Source organism: Trichocoleus sp. Lan (assembly GCF_039961855.1).
Lineage (GTDB): Bacteria > Cyanobacteriota > Cyanobacteriia > Cyanobacteriales > FACHB-T130 > FACHB-T130.
Genome location: NZ_JAMPKA010000004.1, coordinates 44,543 through 65,601, shown reverse-complemented (window position 1 = coordinate 65,601; position 21,059 = coordinate 44,543). Strand labels below are relative to the sequence as shown.

15 protein-coding genes are annotated in these 21,059 nt (G+C 46.2%); 11 read left to right on the top strand and 4 right to left on the bottom strand.

Annotated elements, in window-relative coordinates; genetic code table 11:
• Window positions 1-95 precede the first annotated feature (95 nt).
• From NDA03_RS04715 to NDA03_RS04690, 6 genes are all read left to right on the top strand, one after another.
• Window positions 96-1,037 carry a hypothetical protein gene (locus tag NDA03_RS04715; protein ID WP_190412207.1) on the top strand — a complete coding sequence of 314 codons (942 nt, stop codon included), beginning with the start codon at window positions 96-98 and terminating at the stop codon, window positions 1,035-1,037.
• Window positions 1,038-1,350: 313 nt separating this feature from the next.
• Window positions 1,351-2,628: a DUF4910 domain-containing protein gene (locus NDA03_RS04710; RefSeq protein ID WP_348237548.1), complete on the top strand. Its 1,278-nt coding sequence runs from the start codon at window positions 1,351-1,353 to the stop codon at window positions 2,626-2,628.
• 31 nt (window positions 2,629-2,659) lie between these two features.
• A complete protein-coding gene (locus NDA03_RS04705; RefSeq protein ID WP_348237436.1) occupies window positions 2,660-3,385 on the top strand; it encodes an SDR family oxidoreductase in 726 nt (241 codons plus the stop codon).
• Window positions 3,386-3,672: 287 nt separating this feature from the next.
• Window positions 3,673-4,893, top strand: a complete 1,221-nt coding sequence (locus NDA03_RS04700; RefSeq protein WP_348237435.1) for a glycosyltransferase family 87 protein — start codon at window positions 3,673-3,675, stop codon at window positions 4,891-4,893.
• Between the two features lie 112 nt (window positions 4,894-5,005).
• Window positions 5,006-5,179, top strand: coding sequence for a hypothetical protein (locus tag NDA03_RS04695; RefSeq protein WP_348237434.1), 174 nt, complete (start codon window positions 5,006-5,008; stop codon window positions 5,177-5,179).
• Window positions 5,180-5,191: 12 nt separating this feature from the next.
• Window positions 5,192-5,737, top strand: a complete 546-nt coding sequence (locus NDA03_RS04690) for a hypothetical protein (RefSeq protein ID WP_190428874.1) — start codon at window positions 5,192-5,194, stop codon at window positions 5,735-5,737.
• A gap of 44 nt (window positions 5,738-5,781) precedes the next feature.
• On the opposite strand, the gene NDA03_RS04685 is transcribed toward NDA03_RS04690, so the two are convergent.
• Complete coding sequence (locus NDA03_RS04685) at window positions 5,782-6,480, bottom strand: hypothetical protein (protein WP_348237433.1); 699 nt, start codon at window positions 6,478-6,480, stop codon at window positions 5,782-5,784.
• A 563-nt stretch (window positions 6,481-7,043) separates the two neighbouring features.
• Here NDA03_RS04685 and NDA03_RS04680 point away from each other — a divergent pair.
• Genes NDA03_RS04680 through NDA03_RS04670 form a run of 3 tightly spaced genes read left to right on the top strand, consistent with a single transcriptional unit; the run spans window position 7,044 to window position 13,905 of the window.
• Complete coding sequence (locus tag NDA03_RS04680; protein WP_190412211.1) at window positions 7,044-7,844, top strand: alpha/beta hydrolase; 801 nt, start codon at window positions 7,044-7,046, stop codon at window positions 7,842-7,844.
• Complete coding sequence (locus NDA03_RS04675) at window positions 7,829-11,515, top strand: response regulator (protein WP_348237432.1); 3,687 nt, start codon at window positions 7,829-7,831, stop codon at window positions 11,513-11,515. Before NDA03_RS04680 ends, NDA03_RS04675 begins: the two co-directional genes overlap by 16 nt.
• 2 nt (window positions 11,516-11,517) lie before the next feature.
• Window positions 11,518-13,905 carry a response regulator gene (locus NDA03_RS04670; RefSeq protein WP_348237430.1) on the top strand — a complete coding sequence of 796 codons (2,388 nt, stop codon included), beginning with the start codon at window positions 11,518-11,520 and terminating at the stop codon, window positions 13,903-13,905.
• A 22-nt stretch (window positions 13,906-13,927) separates the two neighbouring features.
• Here NDA03_RS04670 and NDA03_RS04665 read toward each other — a convergent pair whose 3' ends face one another.
• Both NDA03_RS04665 and NDA03_RS04660 read right to left on the bottom strand, forming a co-directional pair.
• On the bottom strand, window positions 13,928-14,596 hold the full coding sequence (locus NDA03_RS04665; protein ID WP_190412213.1) for a hypothetical protein: 669 nt from the start codon (window positions 14,594-14,596) through the stop codon (window positions 13,928-13,930).
• Between the two features lie 62 nt (window positions 14,597-14,658).
• Complete coding sequence (locus NDA03_RS04660) at window positions 14,659-15,615, bottom strand: glycosyltransferase (protein ID WP_190412290.1); 957 nt, start codon at window positions 15,613-15,615, stop codon at window positions 14,659-14,661.
• Between the two features lie 471 nt (window positions 15,616-16,086).
• Between NDA03_RS04660 and NDA03_RS04655 the strand changes: the two genes are divergently transcribed.
• Window positions 16,087-17,643 (top strand): serine/threonine-protein kinase, encoded by a 1,557-nt coding sequence (locus NDA03_RS04655; RefSeq protein ID WP_348237429.1) that lies wholly within the window; start codon window positions 16,087-16,089, stop codon window positions 17,641-17,643.
• A gap of 123 nt (window positions 17,644-17,766) precedes the next feature.
• Complete coding sequence (locus NDA03_RS04650; RefSeq protein WP_348237428.1) at window positions 17,767-19,755, top strand: pentapeptide repeat-containing protein; 1,989 nt, start codon at window positions 17,767-17,769, stop codon at window positions 19,753-19,755.
• A 25-nt stretch (window positions 19,756-19,780) separates the two neighbouring features.
• Here the strand turns inward: NDA03_RS04650 and NDA03_RS04645 are convergent, their stop codons facing one another.
• Window positions 19,781-20,851 (bottom strand): LOG family protein, encoded by a 1,071-nt coding sequence (locus NDA03_RS04645; RefSeq protein ID WP_348237427.1) that lies wholly within the window; start codon window positions 20,849-20,851, stop codon window positions 19,781-19,783.
• Window positions 20,852-21,059 lie beyond the last annotated feature (208 nt).

The window sequence follows — 21,059 nt, the reverse complement described above, 5'->3', positions numbered from 1 at the left end:
AACTATTGAGCGAGTTGTTCGATACAGAACTACCCGCTCAATGTTTGGATAATGTAGAGTGAATGGAGCGCTACAACCCTTAAGGAAATAGCAAAGTGAACACAATCTTTTTCGATTCTGATGTTAACGATGAGGTGAGGCGAAAACATCTTTTCAACGGACAGATTTTCGTCTTCTCACCCCGTCCAAGTGCGATCGCGCTGTGCGAATTAGCTCGCGAACTCACCCAAGAAGCGTTTGGTTCTCTAGATCCACGAGAAGCACAATTTAGCCTCCCCGTCGAAAAGTTTGTGGAGATTGTCGCTCCGCTCAAGCCCAGATTTATCCATCACCCCAAGTCAAAGCAGCTGATTCGGGAACTGCTAGAGGATCTTGGCTGCGAAATGAACAAAACCTATTTCGACGTTCCGCGCATGAGGGTTGTGTGTGATGGCACCTACCTCAACGCAGGGGTTGCTTATCCGCTGCACCCGCATCGTGATACCTGGTACGCCGCTCCCCTCTGCCAGATGAACTGGTGGCTTCCCATCTACGACTATGAATCCGAGAGTTCGATGGCATTTCAGCCCCGCTACTGGAGCCAGCCAGTAAAAAATGGCTCTAGCGAGTACAACCACTATGAGTGGAACCGAGAGGGGCGGAAAAACGCCGCCCAGCACATCAAGAAAGATACCCGGAAGCAGCCCCGCCCATTAGAACACGTCGATCTCGATCCGCAGATCCGAGTCGTTACCAAACCAGGCGGAATCATCCTCTTCTCTGGCGCACAGCTGCATTGGACAGTGCCCAACACCTCCGGACGCACGCGCTTTAGCATCGACTTCAGAACCGTACACCTCGACGATGTTATCGCTAAGGACGGCGCACCGAATCTCGACTCCGCGCCTCAGGGCACTACGCTCAGAGAACTCATGCGGGGTAGCGATCTCGCTCGCATTCCTGATGACATCATTGCGCTCTACGAAAACGAGCCACCACCCAGTGAGGAGGGGCTTGTGTTCCAACCTCCAGCGGAAGTCCTAAACTCTGTTCGTTAGAAGTTAACGAGCATTCAGCGAACACTTCCAGATCCAGATGATGCCCTCTTCGGTTTAGGATCTCCCCCAATCCCTTTTTAAAAGGCAATGGGGGGGATCGCCGAGAGCTGAAATGACCGACTCAGATGTATTGCCATCTGATGCAGCAATTAACAACCCTGTAAAGGTCGCTAAAATCAGTGCTAACTTTACGGGTGCTGAAGCTAGTATTAAGGACGTTCGAGTTGCCCTTGATTTTTTGCAAAAGAGGCTTAAAGCTGTGAACCTCACCGATCTGAAGAGAGTTCTTAACCCTAATGAGATTGGCAACGAGATGTACCAGGTGATCTCAAAGCTATATCCGATTTGCCGCAGTATTACAGGAAATGGCTTTCGAGAAACTCTCAAGATTATTCAAGAACTCATTCCTTTAGAAATTCACGAGGTACCGACGGGAACGGAAGTGTTCGACTGGACGGTTCCGAAGGAGTGGAACATTAAAGATGCCTACATCAAAAATTCCCAAGGTGAGCGAGTCGTAGACTTCCAAAAATCTAACTTGCATGTTGTCAATTACAGCGTGCCGGTTCGGAAAAAAATGCCCTTTCAGGAACTGAAAGAACACCTGTTTACCCTACCAGATACTCCTGAGTGGATTCCTTATCGGACTTCTTATTATAAAGAAACTTGGGGCTTTTGTTTGAGCCACAAGCAATTTTTAGAACTAAAAGATGAAGAATATGAAGTCTGCATTGATTCATCTTTAGAACCGGGAAGCCTGACTTATGGCGAGTATTACATCAAGGGAGAAAGCCCAGACGAAGTTTTAATCTCCTGCCATGCTTGTCATCCATCTCTCTGCGACGATAATCTATCGGGCATCGCTCTAAGTGCCTATTTAGCAAAACATCTCAGCTCGATTTCTCTGAGATACTCTTACCGATTTCTATTTATTCCGGGAACGATTGGTTCCATTACTTGGCTGTGTTTAAATGAAGCCCAATCCCAAAAAATTAAACACGGATTGGTACTAACATGTGTGGGAGATCCAGGCAAAGTTACTTATAAGAGAAGCCGCCAAGGTGATGCCCAAATCGATAGAGCCAGCCTTCACGTTTTAAAGCATTCGGGGCAAGAGCATGAGATTATAGATTTCTTCCCCTATGGCTACGATGAGCGGCAGTATTGTTCGCCGGGGTTCAATCTGGCTGTGGGTTGTTTTATGCGATCGCAGCACGGTGAGTTTCCCGAATACCACACATCGGCAGATAATCTAGATTTTGTGCAACCGCAATATCTGGCTGACTCATTCTCTAAATGTTTGTCAATTTTCCACGTTTTGGAAGGCAATGGGACTTACTTAAATCAAAATCCTAAATGCGAGCCGAGACTGGGAAAAAGGGGTCTATATAAAGGAATTGGCGGGCAGAAAGAGGGGGCACTGAATGAAATGGCAATTTTGTGGGTTTTGAATTTAGCCGATGGCAATCATACCTTGCTAGACATAGCAGACAGGTCGGGTTTAGCATTTGATGAGATTAAAAGAGCAGCAGATGCTTTACTAGAACATGATTTATTGAAAGAGTGTTTGAAATCAGCAGCCGTCAGCTGAGATTAATCTAAATCCTTGCATCCAAAATTGAATGTCAGCCTTAAAAGACCAAATTGCAGTTGTAACGGGAGCTAGTAGCGGAATTGGCAAAGCGATCGCTCTCGGTTTGGCAGAGCAACGAGTCACGCTTTGCCTGGTGGGACGTAATTTAGAAGCGCTAGAGGCAGTTGCCGAAACTGCCAGAGCAACTGCATCCAAAGTTCTGCTTTATCAAGTTGATCTGACGCTAGACGAAGACATTCAGAAGCTAAAAACTCGGCTTGAGCAAGATGTAGGAAATGTTGATCTGCTCGTTCATAGTGCTGGTGTCATCACCTTAGGACACATGAAAACTGCCTCTCTGGAAGACTTTGACTGGCAGTACCGTGTCAATGTTCGCGCTCCTTATGCGCTGACACAAGCCTTATTGCCGATGCTAACAGTTCGTCAGGGTCAGATCGCTTTCCTCAACTCGACCGTGGGTTTGAATGCCAGAGGCGGGGTGGGACAATATGCTGCAACCAAGCATGCACTGAAAGCGATCGCTGACAGTCTGCGAGAAGAAGTCAACGCAGATGGCGTGCGCGTTCTCAGTATCTACCCCGGACGCACTGCTAGTCCCATGCAAGCATCGGTTCAAGAGATGGAGGGTCGAGAATACCAGCCAGATCGCTTGCTGCAACCAGAAGATGTAGCCGCCGTGGTACTCAATGCCCTCAGTTTGCCCCGCACCGCCGAAGTAACTGACATCAACATTCGACCTTTGAGAAAAGCTTAAATTTCCTTCAGGTTCATAGAATCAAAGACACATTTGGGTAATAACCAAAGGCTTAATAGGCGTCATAATCCTCAACTTTATGTTTTCACGAGCTGAGATATCATTTGTCTGACCTTATCTTCAGAACTTTTTATAGCATTTATAGGAGTTAAATCAGGTTTTCTATGAAAAATTACTTGATTTTCATTCTTTTAATCTTAGGGGCAGTTGGGCTAAATAGCCTTGCTGATAAATACTTAAAAAAGCGATGGAATTTATGGTTAGGCTATGGATTCCCTGTCTTACTTATGATGCTATTTTTATGGAATATTTCTAATCCACCTGCACAAAATTTATTTGCTGACTTTGACAAAGCTTATTACCCAGCGGGTCGTCTTGTACTAGAAAATCCCCCAAATTTATACCTACCAGATAAAAATTGCTTAGGACAACCTGATTGTCCGGCTGGGACTTTTGTAAATATTCCAATAATTGCCTATTTATTTACTCCTTTTTCATTGTTAAGTAAGCAAAATGCCCACATTTTGCTGATGTTTTTAAGTGGCATTGCGATTCTCTTCACTTACTATTTACTAATCAAGCTAGGCGAACTAACAACCGAAAAACAAAAAATCGCCCTACTCGGACTATTTGCGATCAATGGTCCTCTTTATTACAATTTGCGAGAAGGAAATTCGACTCATTTTGTCTTGTTGTTGCTAATCGCAGCTTTTTTTTGCATCCAGGCTAAACGCGAAATTTGGACGGGTGCGCTCTTAGCGATCGCTGCTTTGATTAAAATTCCCTTGTTCCTTTTTGGTGTTTACTTTGTAATGAGAAGTCGATGGCGAGTAGTGGCGGGGTTTAGTGCAGCGCTACTGGCAATTGTCGGAGCATCAATCCTTTTGTTCGGTTTCGATTTACATCAGACTTGGTTTGAGATGTGCATTCAGCCTTACGCTGGAAAGCCAATCGCCGCCTACAACAGTCAGTCACTTGATAGCTTCTTAGCTCGTTTGCTAACTGACGGTGGTCTTACTAAGTGGCTGCCTCTAGAGGTAGGATTGGGGTTCAAACTGGTGCGGTACGCATTGCTCTCACTGCTGTTTGGTGCGACTATTTGGATTTGCTGGCGCTCAAAAAAACCTGTCACATTAGAAGAAGAAAATTTAGAGCTTTCTGTTGTCCTTTGTTTAGCACTGCTTACAAGTCCTATCTCTTGGACTCACTACTATCTATTGTTACTACTACCTTTATCTCTCTATCTAGGCAACAAATTAGCAGTCCCTAATAAACAGCTTTGGTCTAGCCTAATAATATTAGGCATTTTATTGATATCGTTGCCTGTTACCTATACTCTGGCTTACTTCAAACCAGGAAATGCTCAATTTCTGAGTTATTTAGTATCCAGGGTGTTTATCTCTCATTACTTCTTCGGCGGCATCTTACTACTGGGAGTCTTGTTGGCTGCTCGATGGCAGAATTCAAAACGCTTTCAGCAATCTCAAAGTAGTGTTGGGTCTTTGTGACCATGCTTTATGGCATTAATTCTTAAGGTGTCAGTATGATTGTTTTTGTTATACCGCTCAGAAGTCACCAATCTTCAAATTCTTGGGAGCGCGTTCTTAAGTTATTTGAAAGATGTATCAAGTCAATCTCAATCAAACTTCACCAGATTTTAGGGCGATTATTGTTTGTCACAAAAAGCAGAATATTGAGTTTAATCATCCTCACATTACCTACATTGAAGTAGATTTACCACCGCCAAATCCAGCTTTAAAGAACTGCGGCTATGGAGAAATAGAAAGCTCCTGATTTGGCATATAAGTGTTTAGACAAGTTGCAAAAAGTGATGACAGGTTTCATCTATGCTCAACAGCTAAAACCCTCTCATATAATGCTATTGATGCCGATGACTGTGTAAGTAAGTATTTGGCAGAATTTGTTAATAAGCATCCTCAATCTAATGGATGGTTTGTAGATAAGGGCTATGTATATCAGGAGGGTAGCCAACTCATATATTACAAAAAATATGCTTTCAATAGATCGTGTGGAAGCTGCCGAATTGTCCGGTACGATTTGTATAATTTGCCTGAAAAGATGGAAGATGCCAAGCTAACTTCTCTTATTCGCCTTGATTCTCATAAATTAACCGAGATCAAGCAGGGAGAAAGACTTAAGCAATTACCCTTTGAAGGTGCTGTTTATATTATCGGAAATGGAGAAAATATTTATCAGACAGGTTTCGACACCTTCTTTGGTGCTAAGGCGGGAATCACGTTAAGCCTTCGCTCTTGGATAAGAGAAGCCTTCAATTATCGATTTATAACGAAATCAATTCGTAGCGAAGTTGGCTTATATAAACTGAACTAGCAATTCTAAATAAGCCTTACAAGGAAAAATAGTTATAAAGCAGTTCATTCATTTGATAGGTTGCGCGATCGCATCACTTCTTTTTCGCAGACGTCCCAAAAATAGAGAATAATATTCACTAAGCCTAATATTTTGCTTCCATCTTCTAAAATAACTGGAGTTCCTTCACCCTTAATAGGCAATAAGTCTGCCATACCTGAGATTATAAATAAACTAAAACCGACTAGCAACAGAATATAGGGTGTTGATAATATTCTGCGCCAAAATGCAACGATATAGCTCACTAAACCAAGACCGTATAGGGAATACATAATTACCTTTGGGATACCCACTAATAAATCCAGCGTCAACGTGAGCCGAAATATATCATCCAATAGAAAGATAGTCAGCGCGATCGCAGAGAAGAAGATAAATGGATCGCCTTTGTGACTATGACGAATTCTTTTTAGTAAGGTAAAGCTAAATAAACAGATCGTTAAAGAGATGCACCAGAGGATTTCTGAAAAGTGAGTGAAAAGAGCCAGGTAAGGGATGTCTTTACGAAAAGGTTCAGCAAATAGAAGTTTTATGAAATTAACTCTGGCATAGTAGTCTGAACCGTAGTAGGTGCCTGCCATTTTGACATAGACTGTCATTCCCAGAAACAGTAACAGCACTAGACCATTAAAAACGAGAACGGAGCGGTCTTCTAGGATTTGCTTTTTGAGGTCTTGCCAGATTTTTTTTGTTTGATAATTCCGCATTTTTATTCAAGCTAGTTGTGATTATTTTATAATAGAAAAACATAACAGTCTTAAATAATTAAGTTTTTATACATTTTTATGTATTTGAGTATAAATAAATTTTAGCAAACGAGTCCAGGGAACCGGGAAATATGTTTCATTTATCTTTGGACTGAAGCTTTCTGTATTTCAAGGAATACAGTAGACGAATAGATAGCTTGAGCATCTGAAAAGAGTTGGAAGAACAAAGGGTTGGGGAGACAATCAAGCGAAATTCTGTAATCTAGTCATTGGGTCAGCTTAAGTTATGTTCGTTTTATCGTTACTGTTTATTTTTACATTAGGTTTAGTATGCTTCAACCTAAAATATTTAAAGGATCGTTAGGTTATTGTCTTTAGTTCCGGCTTGGGAACCGCGTTAAGAAAGTCGGTATAGTAATTGACAGCTTCTCGCATGGCTGCTGTTACATATCTGAGCTTTTAGGGAACGCTAAAATATAACCTCAATGAGGTAAGTCTTTCAGTTTGGTTTCGGTACAGTTTTTGTCTTGGATTAAGGTAATAAAGAGAAGGAGTAACTATTTATGGCAACGAGCATCATGCAGCGTAATAATGTCCAGATGCTGGGTGATGGCAGCCAGACAATTATCTTTGCCCACGGTTTTGGCTCGGATCAGACGGCTTGGCGACATCAGGTAGCAGCCTTCGCGCCTAATTTTCGCATTGTGCTGTTCGACCATGTAGGGGGAGGTAAGTCAGATTTTTCTGCCTATAGTCCGCGCCGCTACAGCAGCTTATACAGCTATGCTGAGGATTTGCTGGATTTATGTGCCGAGTTAAAGTTAACCAAGAGCATCTTGGTGGGGCACTCGGTCAGTGGGATGGTTAGTTTACTGGCAGCATTAGTCGAGCCTGATTGCTTCAGCCAACTGATCTTTCTGGATGCGTCCCCCCGTTATCTCAACGATGACGGATATGTTGGTGGCTTCGAGCAGTCTGACTTAGATACACTCTATGCAGCCATGTCAACCAACTACTATGCTTGGGCTAGCGGTTTTGCGCCGATCGCAATGGCTACTCAGGATAAACCTGAATTGGCAGCGGAGTTTGCTAATACGCTAGCCGCTATCCGTCCAGATATCGCGCAAGCGGTCGCTAAAGTGATTTTCCAGTCTGACCACCGAGATGATTTACCACGATTGAATGTACCGACTGTGATTTTACAGGCAAGCGATGATATTGCGGTACCGCCTGAAGTTGGTCAGTACATGGCAGATAAAATTCCTCAAGGTAAGCTGATGAATATCGCTGCTAGAGGACACTTACCGCATATCAGCGCTCCCGACGTGGTAACGAGTGCAATTGCCCAATGTATCGCCGCTTAAACTTAAATCTTCTTCGATCGCGGTTGCTGCTTTGTCCTCCTGACCGACTACCGACCTTTAGAGCCGTCCTAATCTGGCTAACCCTCTTTTTCGTAGGACTGGGCGTGCTGGATGGATGGAAGCCTATGCAGATGGTCGCCCCAGTCATCTTGACAATATGCACGCTACTGCCCCTACCAGCGGTGCAAGTCGCACCCGCCGCAGGGCTTTGTATTCTGTTGTTGGGACTGCTACATGGCGATTGGCGGCTAACCCGCCAGTCACTTGAGCTGGGCAGTGTGGCTGTGTTCGGAACATTTGTAGGCTCTTTTCTGCGGGGAATCGAGTGGCGGTTGGCGTCCCAATCGGTGCTGAGTACTCTTACTAATACCGATACCAGAAATTCTCCCGATATACCGATCCGGCAAGCCCTGATCTTACTGCGGGAGTTTGTTTGTGCCGACGCAGCGATCGCGCTACGCCAACTTGATGATGTCACCGCTGAAGCCTTGGTGTGTATTCCCCAGCAGGCGCTGCCAGATCAACTGACAACGCCCACCTTGTTTGAGAAAGCGATCGCTCAAAATCGCTGTCTCTACTATCCAAACTACCCCGCTACTCCCGGTGCTTCTCATGTCTTGGTCGCTAAAGGGACTCAATCCCTCGCCATCCTTCCATTTCAGTATCCCGGTAGGGGCACGACTTTATCAGCGCCCCATAGCGGTGCAATTTTGCTGATCTGGCATCGCCAGACCAGTATCTCCCCACGTCTGCGCCAATTTATTGAGTCGCTACTTGGCGAGTTACGCACCCTTCTACAGTTCAGCGATACCACCTTGCGGCTGGAGAATCTACAAGCCCGCTTCGGTGCCATGTTAGAGACAATCCATCAGGGAGTGGTATTTGTAGATGAAAGTGGGGAGCAAGGGTGGATCAATCAAGCCGCTGCCGAGCAACTGGGACTCACCCCAGGGGCTGTAGAACCCCCCGTGCTAGCTCAGGCGATGGCATTGCTACGCACGAGCGCTGATAATCAACAGGAAATCGTGGCGCAGGCAGCAAAGTTTTTTTCCCAACCTCAAGCAGTCATTCGCAACTGGATCTGGGTGTTCAAAGGCGACACGCCAAAAACCCTAAGTATCTCTAGCACGGCGACGCGGATACACGACGTGCCCGGTCGCCTCTGGATATTCGATGATATTACCGAGCGATATTTCGCGCAACTGGCACTCGTCGAGCGTACTCAGGAATTATCCCAGGCGAATTTGGAACTGGAAAAGGCAAAAGCAGCAGCTGAAGCAGCAACTCGCATTAAGAGCCAATTCCTCGCCAATATGAGCCACGAAATCCGCACCCCGATGAATGCAATTATCGGCATGACGGGACTGCTACTCAACACTGAGTTAACTCCTCAGCAGCGAGATTTTGTGGAAACAACTCAAAGCAGTGGCGATGCATTGCTAACGCTAATCAACGACATTCTTGACCTTTCTAAAATTGAGTCAGGCAAGCTGGAATTAGAAAAGCATTCTTTTAATTTGCGAGTTTGTGTTGAAGAAGCCCTCGATTTATTAGCTTTCAAAGCAGCCGAAAAAAATCTGGAATTAGCATATTTAATTCATCCGGGAACCCCGCTCTCGATTGTGGGAGATGCCAGCCGGTTGCGCCAAATTTTAGTGAATTTGCTTAGTAATGCGGTCAAGTTTACTCAAACTGGAGAGGTAATTGTATCGGTCAGTGCAAAAGAGGCGATCGCTCAGGAAGAATCGGAAATCAGTCACGAGCCAACCCACGCATTGCCCGATTACCAAATCCAATTTGCGGTTAAAGACACCGGCATTGGGATTCCCGCCAACCGGATAGACCGCCTGTTCAAATCTTTCAGTCAAGTCGATGCTTCCACAACTCGCCAGTATGGGGGAACCGGGTTGGGACTCGCGATTAGCAATCATCTGAGCGAAATGATGGGCGGTCAGATGTGGGTCGAGAGTATGGGAGCGATCGCGGGAAATCCTCCTTCTAACTGGCAACCTACAATAAAAAAAGCTCCGGGTGCAAAGAGCAACCCTGAATTTCATTCTCCCCTTCAAGAAGGCGAAAGCGTTGCGGCAAAACCGCTAGGGCCTACATCCCCTGCTACGCTCTCGGTCGCTAACAGCCCTCATCCAGACGTAGGCTCTACTTTTTATTTCACCATTGTTGCGGCATCAGCTCCCAATGTCTCTGCGATCGCTTCTCAAAATCCTCAACCTCAGTTAGATGAAAAGCGGCTCCTAATCGTGGATGATAACGCTACAAATCGCCAAATATTGACGCTACAAGCCCAATCTTGGGGAATGCTGACTTGGGCGGCTGAATCTGGTTTTGAAGCCCTCGACTGGCTGAACTTAGGGGAACCGTTTGATATCGCCATTCTGGATATGCAAATGCCACACATGGATGGTCTGACTTTAGCGGCTAAAATCCGTCAGCTGCCTAACTATGAAAAATTACCCTTAATTGTGTTGACCTCCATCGACAGGCCAGAAAGGAGTCATGATGTCCAAGCCGTCGATTTCGCGGCATTCCTCACCAAACCCGTTAAACAATCCCATCTCTATAATGTCTTGAGCCATATCTTGGGCGAACAGCCGATCCCGGTGAAACCCTCGCGCCCAAATCTACCGGCAATCAATCCCCAAAGAGGGGCACAATTTCCCCTGCGGATTCTGTTAGCAGAAGACAATATTGTGAATCAAAAGGTAGCCTTGTATTTACTATCACAGATGGGCTATCGAGCAGATATTGCGAGTAATGGATTAGAAGTGCTAGAAGCTCTACATCGCCAATCCTATGACGTGGTACTGATGGATGTGCAGATGCCAGAAATGGATGGATTGACAGCGACTCGCCGCATCATTGGGGAATGGTTGCCTGCTTCTCGTCCCCGCATCATTGCCATGACAGCGAATGCGATGCAAGGAGATCGGGAAGAATGTCTAAAGGCAGGCATGGATGACTACCTAAGCAAACCGATCCGAACCGAGGAACTCATCCAAGCTTTGAGCAAGTGTCAGCCTTTAAGTGAGGCTGAGGAACCAGGATTGTTAGCGAAGCAGCACGTTAGCGAAGCCAAGAGCGATCGCGCCTTAGTCCAGACTGAGGCAGAAATAGACAGTGGGAGAATTTCCCCCGTCATCCCGTCACCCCCGCACCCCTCTCTTCCGACTCCCCAACTCAGTCCTCAGCCCTCAGTCCTCAGTCCTTCTATCGACAGTAGAAGAATTCCCCCCGTCATCCCGTCACCTCCACACCCCTCCCTTCCGACTCCCCAACTCAGTCCTCAGCCCTCTGTCCTCAGCACTTCTATTGATGCCAAAGTGTTGCAATCATTTCGCAAAATGGTCGGTGAAGATGCCGAGGCGATTTTAGGAGAGATGATCGATTGCTACCTCGACGATGCACCAAAACTCTTGGAAGCGATCGCGATCGCAGTTGCCCAAGCAAATGCACCCCAGTTGCAACGCACCGCTCACACCCTCAAGTCAAGCAGTGCCACCCTAGGTGCCACAACCCTCGCCCAACTCTGTAAAGAGTTAGAAATCATGGCTCGGACTGGAAATATTAAAAATGCATTAGACAAATTGCCGCAGCTTGAAGCTGAGTATGAACAAGTTAAGGCGGATTTGCACTCTCAACGCCAGCCAAATTAGCTATGAACACCACCGACGCTAATCAACATACTCCCCTCATCCTCGTTGTAGATGACGACAAATTCATGCGGCTTCAACTTCGCCGAGCGATGGAACAAGCCGGATACGAGGTAGCAGAAGCAAGCGACGGAGAGGAAGGTTTAGCCGCCTACACGCGCCTACACCCAGATATTGTGCTGCTGGATGCCATGATGCCAGTGATGGATGGTTTTACCTGCTGTCATCTATTGCGTACCCTTCCAGAGGGTGATTCTCGTGGAGAGAAGTTTGGCGATTCTCCTACAGCGACGGGAACTGCTGAAAAAAGTCGCCCCCCTAGAGGATCGCGGAACACACCCGTATTGATGATTACGGCTCTTGAAGATCAAGAATCGGTCGATCAAGCATTTGAGGCAGGTGCCATCGATTACATTACCAAGCCGATTCACTGGGCAGTTCTGCGCCAGCGCGTGCGTCGTGTCCTCCAAGCTAGCCAAGCAACAGAGGAATTGCGACAGCAAACTGAGCGGGCACAAATGAGCGAGGAGCGACTAAGGTTAGCCCTAGAAGCTGCCCACATGGGCACCTGGGACTGGAATATCCATAACGGCAAAGTTGTTTTCTCCGCAACCGCAGAAGCGAATTTTGGTCTTCCCCCAGGTTCCTTTGACGGCACCTATCAAAGCTTCCTCACCAAAATCCATCCTCAAGACCTAGAATTAGTCACTCAAGCTTTAGTACGCCCCGTGGAAGAAGGGGCGGACTATGACATCGAATACCGGATTATTTGGTCGGATGGTAGCGTTCATTGGATAGCCAGCAAAGGTCAAGTTTATTACGACCAAACCGGCAAACCCATCCGTGTGAACGGCATCAACATGGACATCACCGAGCGCAAGCACTCGGAACAAAAAATTTGCGAACAAGCGGCTCTACTGGATATCGCCACAGATGCAATTCTGGTTCAAAATCTAGACAACCAAATCTTATTTTGGAACCAAGGTGCGGAACGTCTCTATGGCTGGAAGCAAGAAGAAGCCCTCGGCAATAACACTGCTGAGCTGTTGCATAAGCAAATTTCACTAAAACTTCGAGCCGCCCAAAAAACTCTCATCGAGGAAGGAGAGTGGTATGGGGAGTTGTATCAAATGACCAAATCTGGTCGAGAAATCATTGTTGAAAGTCGCTGGACGCTCGTGCGCGATGAGGCGGAAAACCCAAAAGCAATTCTGATTGTCAACACCAATATAACCGAAAAAAAACAACTAGAAAGGCAGTTTCTCCGCGCTCAGCGTATGGAAAGCTTAGGAACGCTGGCTAGCGGCATTGCCCACGATTTAAACAATGTGCTAGCGCCTATTTTGATGTCAGTTCAACTTCTGCAAATCAAGATTCAGGATCGCCAGAGTCAACAGCTGCTTTCCATCCTCGAAACGAATGCCAAACGTGGAGCTGATTTAGTTAAACAGGTGCTTTCTTTTGCGCGAGGCATGGAAGGCGAACGGACAAATCTCCAAGTCGGGCACCTAATTTACGAGATTGCGAAGATCGCAAATGAAACTTTCCCTAAATCAATCGAGATTCATACGCATATCCAGACAAGAGAGCTGTGGCCTGTTTCTGGCGATGCTACTCAACTACATCAGGTACTGATCAATCTTTGCGTCAATGCTCGTGATGCCATGCCAGATGGCGGGACGTTGAAGATTTCCGCCGACAATACAGTAATTGATGAAAACTATGCCAGGATGAACTCAGGTGCAAAAGTGGGTGCCCATATTGTGATTAGTGTCTCTGATAGTGGAGTGGGAATGCCTACTGAGATGCTTGATAGAATCTTTGAGCCATTTTTCACAACTAAAGAAATTGGCAAAGGTACGGGTCTGGGTCTTTCAACTGTTCTTGGCATCATCAAAAGCCACGGTGGTTTTTTGAATGTATATAGCGAAGTGGGAAAAGGCACAGAATTTAAGATCTACTTGCCAGCAATCGAGGGAGAATTAACATCGCAAGCTCTAAAAAAACCATCTAATCTGTTAACTGGAAACGGCGAGTGTATTCTGGTTGTTGATGACGAAGCTTCAATTTCTCAAGTGACTCAAGCATCTCTAGAAACTTATGGCTATAAAGTTTTAACTGCGAGCGATGGGATTGAGGCAGTCGTACTGTATGCCCAGCATAAAACGGAAATTAGTGTTGTACTCCTCGATATGATGATGCCGTCTATGGACGGGCCAACAACGATTCGCACGCTACAAAAAATTAACCCGCAAGTTAAAATTATTGCGGTTAGCGGACTCTTATCTAACGATAGGGTGAGTGAGCTGGCTCGCGCTGGGGTCACAACCGTTTTGTCAAAACCCTACACTACAGAAGAGTTGTTGAAAGCCTTACATGAGGTAATTATCTAATGCAAGACTTAACAGCAACTGCTCAACTGATGCCATACTTCCTCTGCATGACTTCCTGACGACAAACGTGCCAAAAGTAAAATGCGATATTGAGGATTCCCAGTAACTTCGTGCCATCTTCTAGCATTGCCGGAGTACCATTTCCTTTGATGTGCAAGATGTCCACTAAGCCAGAAATGCCAAATAAGATACCCGCAATTATCAGCAATACATAAGGCGTTGATAAAAGTTTGCGCCAGAAGCATAAACCATAAGCGATCGCGCCAGTACCGTATACTAAGTACATCACCCCTTTGGGCACCTTAGCTACATCTCTCAAAATTAAGGTAATCCGAAATAAATCGTCGGCTAATAAAACAAAAATCCCAATCGCAGAACATAAGATAAATAGATTTGCTTTGCGATTGGGAGAAATTATGTTTAGCAAGCTAAAGCTAAACAAACAAACTGTACCTGAAAGGCACCATAACACTTCAGAGACACTCGTTAATAAGCCGTAGTAGGGTCGTCGGATTGAGAAGGGATCTGCAAAAAGAAATTCAATCCCTTGACCTTTTCCCAGAAATTTTGCGTAAACTGACAGCGCCAAAAATACTAATACAGTTCCGCCATTCAAGAAGAGGATCAGGCGATCGGCTTCTATTTGCTTCTTACTTTCTTGCAAGATTTTATTAAATACGTGAAGCTGCATTCTTATTCAAATCAGTTATCACCTATTTAACATAGCTGATAACTGATTGTACCGGCTACAGTTTAAATAGAAGCCGTTCTGTAGGTTACAACTTCTTGAGGCACGGTAGGAGCCTGAGTATTGATTTTTCTGGAATAAGTAACTCTCGCTAAAGAAATCCAAGCGGCAAGCGAAAACATGGCTGGATATGCCATCTTGAGTGCCATTAAGATTTTTCCTTGCTTGAGTCCTACCAAACTCCAATGCAGTTTGAGAAACGCCTTAATTTCCTCAAGTTTCGGAATAGACGAGCGATATTTTTCATGCACTAACGGGTAGATTCTTTCCTTGATTAAGATATTGGTTTCTAACCGTTTTTGCAGTGAAAACTTCTGATTGCATCCACCCGGCCATAATGTCCGGAAGGTAAGATACTGATTAACAAATGCGGCATCCCCATATTGGGCAATTTTAACCCAAGAGTCGATGTCATCGCAGTTACCATCTAAAGCCGAATCCCAACCGCCTGACTTGATAAAGGCATCTTTTTTGAAAGCAACTTGAACGGGTGTCCCAAAAGGAACCACTTCCATCAACATCCCGTAGTGGATATCCTCTTGTTTCACGTAAAATAGTTTGCCAGGACCGCTCGGCTTGGTGCGGGTAACTTCTTCACCGTTGACATCAACTTGAACGGCTTGACACGAGCAAATCGCTGCTTGAGGACGTTGAGCGATCGCTTTTACCATTTCCCAGACACAGTTGGGTGCCAGATAGTCATCATCATCCAGCGGTTTGATCCAGTCTCCGGTTGCCACGGCAACCCCAGCATTTACGGTAGCGGAGTGACCGCTATTGACTGGGTTGCGGTAGTAAACTACGCGATCGCCCAAGCTGCGGACATATTCTTCGGTACCGTCCGTGGAACAGTCATCTGCTACTACCACTTCGCAGGGCAAAGTTTGCGCGAGCGCTGATTCAATCGCCCGCCGCAGCAGCGGTAAACGATTATAGGTTGTAATTACGATGCTAAATTTCAGCATATAGAGCAGCTCCTGAGCCGTTATAAAGTTATTTGTTATCAGCGCAGCTTTCTACTTAAGCCACAAAAGTCAGGTACTTTTTCAATCCATTAGTTTACTTTTTCAGCCTTTAGGGGGATGAATTAGCCGATTTTACTTACGTAAGTACACTAACATCTACCCGTAGATAGAGAATAGACTTGCAAAATTTATCCGTATAAACACTTATCTTAAGCAATTTTTTTGAAGAAAGCATCAAGATAAGGTGAAGAAAATGTATATCCCGGATAATCTTCTTAAAGTTTTCGTAAAGATATCGGCAACCCGCTATCAATTCATCGGTTTGTATCATTAAATACAAACAAATTTCACAAAAGACGCGATCGCTCGAAAACCCGATTTTACAGTATCAACTATAAACTCACCGTGCTTTTAAGGATGATAACTTCGGCAGGTTTTGGGGAACTCAGTTAAGGAAAGAAGTTTCTATTGCTGTTAGAGACGCTGCCGCCAGTGAGTCGGAGCGATGTCCCATCATCTGCTTTTACAGGCAGCTATAGTGGGAAAAGTGCCAATGCCTACAGCACGCTGCGCTTACCGCGTAGCGATACTTGTAGGGGTTATCGTCGCCTAACCATCATGAGCGAATTCCCAGATTTTTCAGATTTAGGCTATCAAATCGAAAGAGAGCTAGGGCACAACCCTTGCGGGGGTCGAGTTACTTACCTGGCAAGCCGTACCAATACACAGCAGCGCGTCGTTATCAAGCAATTTCAGTTTGCCCATTCGGGTGCCCGCTGGTCAGACTATCAAGCTTACGAGCAAGAAATTAAGGTGCTACAGCAGCTGAATCATCCCAGCATTCCCCAGTACCTCGATTCCTTTGAAACTCCCACCGGCTTTTGCCTGGTTCAAGAATATAAACCGGCTCCCTCTGTGTCTACATCGCGTCACTTTACCCCAGAGGAAATTCAGCGAATTGCCGTTGCCCTGTTAGAAGTTTTAGTCTACTTACAACAGCAAAATCCCTCAATTATCCATCGAGATATTAAGCCGGAAAATATCTTAGTGGATGAACAATTGAAGGTTTACCTGGTAGATTTTGGCTTGGCTCGCATTGGAGGTGGGGAAGTCGCCGCCAGCAGCACCGTCAAAGGCACGTTGGGATTTATGCCGCCAGAACAGGTGTTCAATCGTCAACTCACTCAAGCATCCGACTTATATAGTCTCGGTGCAACGCTGGTTTGCTTGCTCACCCAAACTAAATCCACTGAAATTGGCAATTTAGTTGATGAAGCTTATCGGATCGATTTTAAGCAGATGGTGCCGCATCTAAGTCGGCAATTTGTAGACTGGCTCTCAAAAATGACGGCACCCAGCCTCAAAAATCGCTTCGAGCGTGCAGCGGATGCTCTAGAAGCTCTGAGGTCGATTGATGTTCGCCGCCGCGTACTCAAGCCAAGTGATATTGTCCGCTATGCCAAGGCATTCGGAACTCTAGACCGTCCCACAAAAACCAAGATTCTTGCCGCTGGATTAGTGCTAACATCCCTGGGGTTTGCCACGGTCAAAGACAGACCCAGTTTAGTTAAAGCGGATCTCGTCAGGCAGTTGTTGGAAACTAACCACTGTGACAGATGCGACTTAAGCTATGTTCATCTGAGTCGAGCCGATTTGAGTAACGCCTATCTAACGGGTGCCAACCTTCGGGATGCCTATCTCAGGGGTGCCAACCTCATCGGTGCCGACTTGACGGGTGCCGACCTCAGGAATGCTTACTTGGCAGTTGCCGATTTAACCATTGTTAAGTTCAGGGGTGCCAACCTCGAAGGTGCCGATTTCCAGGATGCTTACTTGGGGAGTGCCGACCTTAGAGGAGTCAAACTCAGGGATGCCAATCTGGAAGCGGCTGACCTTGAGGGTGCCGACTTGACGGGTGCTGACCTCAGGGGAGCGAACCTCAAAGATGCCAACTTAGAGGGTGTCACGATAACCGGAGCCAAGCTGACAGACACCATCATGCCCGATGGCTCGGTTCATCGATAGCTCAATGCAAGTGGTTCCAACGAGCGATATGGATGATAGCAAAAACAGAGCGATCGCATCCGTTACTTTTGCAGCCATCTGTTATAAAAGACTCACCACCTACATCTATCGATAGGTAGGCTCATGGGTAATTTAGCAGACTTTTCTAGCCAAGGCTATCAAATCGAAAGAGAGCTAGGACAAAATCGCGCCGGGGGTCGAGTCACTTATCTGGCAACGAGTCTGGCAACGAGTACAAAAACCCAGCAGCACGTTGTGATTAAGCAGTTCCAGTTTGCCCAATCCGGTGCTAGTTGGTCAGACTATCAAGCTTACGAGCAAGAAATTCAACTATTGCGCTGTCTGAATCATTCCAGCATTCCCCAGTACCTCGATTCCTTTGAAACTCCCACTGGCTTTTGCCTGGTTCAAGAATATAAACCCGCTTCCTCCCTGTCTGCGTCACGTCACTTTACCCCACAGGAAGTCAAGCTAATTGCCGTTGCCCTGTTAGAAGTTTTAGTCTACTTACAACAGCAAAATCCCCCGATTATTCATCGAGATATTAAGCCGGAAAATATCTTAGTGGATGAACAATTGAAGGTTTACCTGGTAGATTTTGGCTTGGCTCGTATCGGAGGTGGGGAAGTCGCCGCCAGCAGCACCGTCAAAGGCACGTTGGGATTTATGCCGCCAGAACAGGTGTTTAATCGCCAACTAACCCAAGCATCCGACTTATATAGTCTCGGCGCGACGCTGATTTGCTTGCTCACCCAAACCAAATCTACTGGAATTGGCAATTTAGTTGATGAAGCTTATCGGATCGATTTTAAGCAGATGGTGCCAAAACTGAATCCACAGTTTATCCGCTGGTTGGAAAAAATGACGGTGCCCAACTGTAAAAATCGCTATCCCAATGCGGTCACTGCTCTGGAAGCACTCAAGCCGATTGATGTAGTCCGCCGTGCCAAAATTCCCAAGGCTCTCCTGCGTCCTACAAAACAAGGGGTACTGGCAGCTGTAGCATTGCTAACCCTAAGTTTTGTCACTCTCAACACCGTGATTCGTCTATTCCAAGAACACCAAATCACGCAGTTGAGAAAACAGCACCTTCGGCAGTTGCTCAAAACAAAACAGTGTCGAGGATGCGATTTAAGCGGTGCCAACTTAGCTGGAGCAAGTCTGAATGGTGCCGACTTAAGCGAAGCCAAGTTGATAAAAGCGAACCTGAAGGGTGCTGAACTCAGAAATGCGACGTTGAATCAGGCAAACCTCGCGGGTGTATCCCTAAGCAGTGCTGACCTGAGGGGAGCCAGTTTAGTTGAAGTGCAGTCAAGTTCGGGTCAATCAAGCCGAAGTGATTGTGCCGATTTTAAAGATGCCAACTTGAGCCAAGCTAACTTAAGTGAAGCTAATCTGGGATGTGCCTCCCTATACAATGCCAACCTGAGCAGTGCCGAACTCAGCGGTGCTGACTTAACAGGAGTTGACCTGAGGTATGGCAATTTGAGAGGAGCAACTCTAAAACTGGTGCGCCTCAACACTGCCAATCTAGGCAGCGCCAGCCTCACAGATGCTAACTTAAGCGGTGCTGACTTAGGGGGTGCTAACTTAAGGAACGCTAACTTAAGTAGTGCCAATCTCAATGATGCAGCTTTAGTGGGTGCAAGCTTATATGGTGCCGACCTCAGTGATGCCAATCTTAGTCATGCCAACCTCAGCACAGCGAATCTGAAGGAGGTCAACCTCAGTGGTGCCAACCTCAGCGGTGCCAATCTCAAAGATGCAAACTTCAGCTTGAGTCAGCTATTGGGTGCCAATTTAATCGGTGTAAACCTAGAGTCGGCTGATTTGAGTTTTGCTAAGCTGAGTGACACCAACCTCAGCCGCGCCAACCTAAAGTTCGCTAATTTGAGTTATGCCACTTTAACGCAGGCCAATCTGAGGGGTGCCAATCTCAACCAAGTGAATCTGAGTCAGGCGAACCTGAGCCAAGCGAACCTGGAGTATGCTGACCTGAGTTACGCTAACTTAAAACAGACTAACTTGAGCCGTGCCAACTTGAACCAGACCAAGCTGCACCAGACTGACCTGACAAACACAAGAATGCCCGATGGTAGCACTCACAAGTAATCAACATTTAAGTTGACTGAACCCATTACTTAAGCTCTGGATGCGCTGCCACAGAAGGCGGGGGAGTCACCATCTGGTTAATCGTAGAAATCATCTGGTACAAGCGCCCCAAATCCCGTTGGTTGAAGTATAAAACCAGACGAGGCAAATCCAATGTTTTATCCACTGCTTCTTGGGGTAATGCCTGAGTTTTTTCAATTCTTCCCTTCACCAAGATGTCGCTGAAATCAGCATTCAGCTGTTCAACCGCTGCATCCGATATTTCCGACTTAAGACGCAGAACAAATTTATCCTCAACATAACGGCTGGAGTGATAAACCCGGTAAAAGCGATTGATCGCTTCACAAGCGACATCTAAGTTATCTGTAATGGTATACAGGTTTGGATCGTCATGACTCACTAAACCGGGTTCGACTAAATGCTTGCGAACATAAGCATCCCAGGACGACCAGTAATCGCCGCCAGGACGGTCAATTAAGACCATCGGCACAGGACCATATCTTCCCGTCTGGCAAAGCGTCAAACACTCCAAGGCTTCATCCTGCGTGCCAAAGCCACCGGGAAAGAGAGCGATCGCATCGCTTTCTCGCAGGAAAAACAGCTTCCGGGTGAAAAAATACTTAAAAGGAATCAGCTTGGGGTCGCCTTCAATAAACGGGTTTGCTCCCTGCTCAAAAGGTAGCTGAATATTCAAACCAAACGATTTTTCAGCTCCCGCGCCTTCGTTTCCCGCCTGCATAATCCCCCCACCGGCACCCGTCATCACCATATAACCGAGCTGGGTGACACGGCGAGCAAACTCAACCGCCATGAGGTATTCGGGACTATCAGACGCAAGGCGAGCCGAACCAAAAATCGTTACTTTGCGGACGTGTCGATAAGGATAAAAAACTTGAAATGCCCGCTCCATATCTTGCATAGAAGCGCTCAAGATTTTCCAGTCCAGCCGGTCGATTTCCTCCCCAGCCAGTCGCACCAGCACTGACAGCGCCCGTTGTATCCATTTTCCGTGTTTCAGGTTCGGTAGCTGGTGAATTAGATCGGCTACGTCTGATTGCAGTGACTCAAGGGCATTAGAAGGAGGAGTGATGGTCATAATTTATGCAAGCACCAGCGGCACTCTATTCTAACGGGATTCGCCCCAGCATCGCCGCTACTGGTATCATCCTATACGATTTTCTCCCTAATCGGCTTTCAGCGCCTGTCTAACAGAAAGGTTGAAGCTTCCATTAAGGGGGCGGAACTCCTCAAAAAAACCCGTTTTCTACAAGAAAACGGGTTTTTTCAGATCGTGCATATCTTTC

What these genes read in the sequence shown, in the direction of transcription:
- NDA03_RS04710 (WP_348237548.1), top strand. Translation starts at nt 1,351, where the DNA reads ATGTACCAGGTGATCTCAAAGCTATATCCGATTTGCCGCAGTATTACA.
- NDA03_RS04705 (WP_348237436.1), top strand. Translation starts at nt 2,660, where the DNA reads ATGTCAGCCTTAAAAGACCAAATTGCAGTTGTAACGGGAGCTAGTAGC.
- NDA03_RS04700 (WP_348237435.1), top strand. Translation starts at nt 3,673, where the DNA reads ATGATGCTATTTTTATGGAATATTTCTAATCCACCTGCACAAAATTTA.
- NDA03_RS04695 (WP_348237434.1), top strand. Translation starts at nt 5,006, where the DNA reads ATGTATCAAGTCAATCTCAATCAAACTTCACCAGATTTTAGGGCGATT.
- NDA03_RS04685 (WP_348237433.1), bottom strand. Translation starts at nt 6,480, where the DNA reads ATGCGGAATTATCAAACAAAAAAAATCTGGCAAGACCTCAAAAAGCAA.
- NDA03_RS04680 (WP_190412211.1), top strand. Translation starts at nt 7,044, where the DNA reads ATGGCAACGAGCATCATGCAGCGTAATAATGTCCAGATGCTGGGTGAT.
- NDA03_RS04675 (WP_348237432.1), top strand. Translation starts at nt 7,829, where the DNA reads ATGTATCGCCGCTTAAACTTAAATCTTCTTCGATCGCGGTTGCTGCTT.
- NDA03_RS04670 (WP_348237430.1), top strand. Translation starts at nt 11,518, where the DNA reads ATGAACACCACCGACGCTAATCAACATACTCCCCTCATCCTCGTTGTA.
- NDA03_RS04665 (WP_190412213.1), bottom strand. Translation starts at nt 14,596, where the DNA reads ATGCAGCTTCACGTATTTAATAAAATCTTGCAAGAAAGTAAGAAGCAA.
- NDA03_RS04650 (WP_348237428.1), top strand. Translation starts at nt 17,767, where the DNA reads ATGGGTAATTTAGCAGACTTTTCTAGCCAAGGCTATCAAATCGAAAGA.
- NDA03_RS04645 (WP_348237427.1), bottom strand. Translation starts at nt 20,851, where the DNA reads ATGACCATCACTCCTCCTTCTAATGCCCTTGAGTCACTGCAATCAGAC.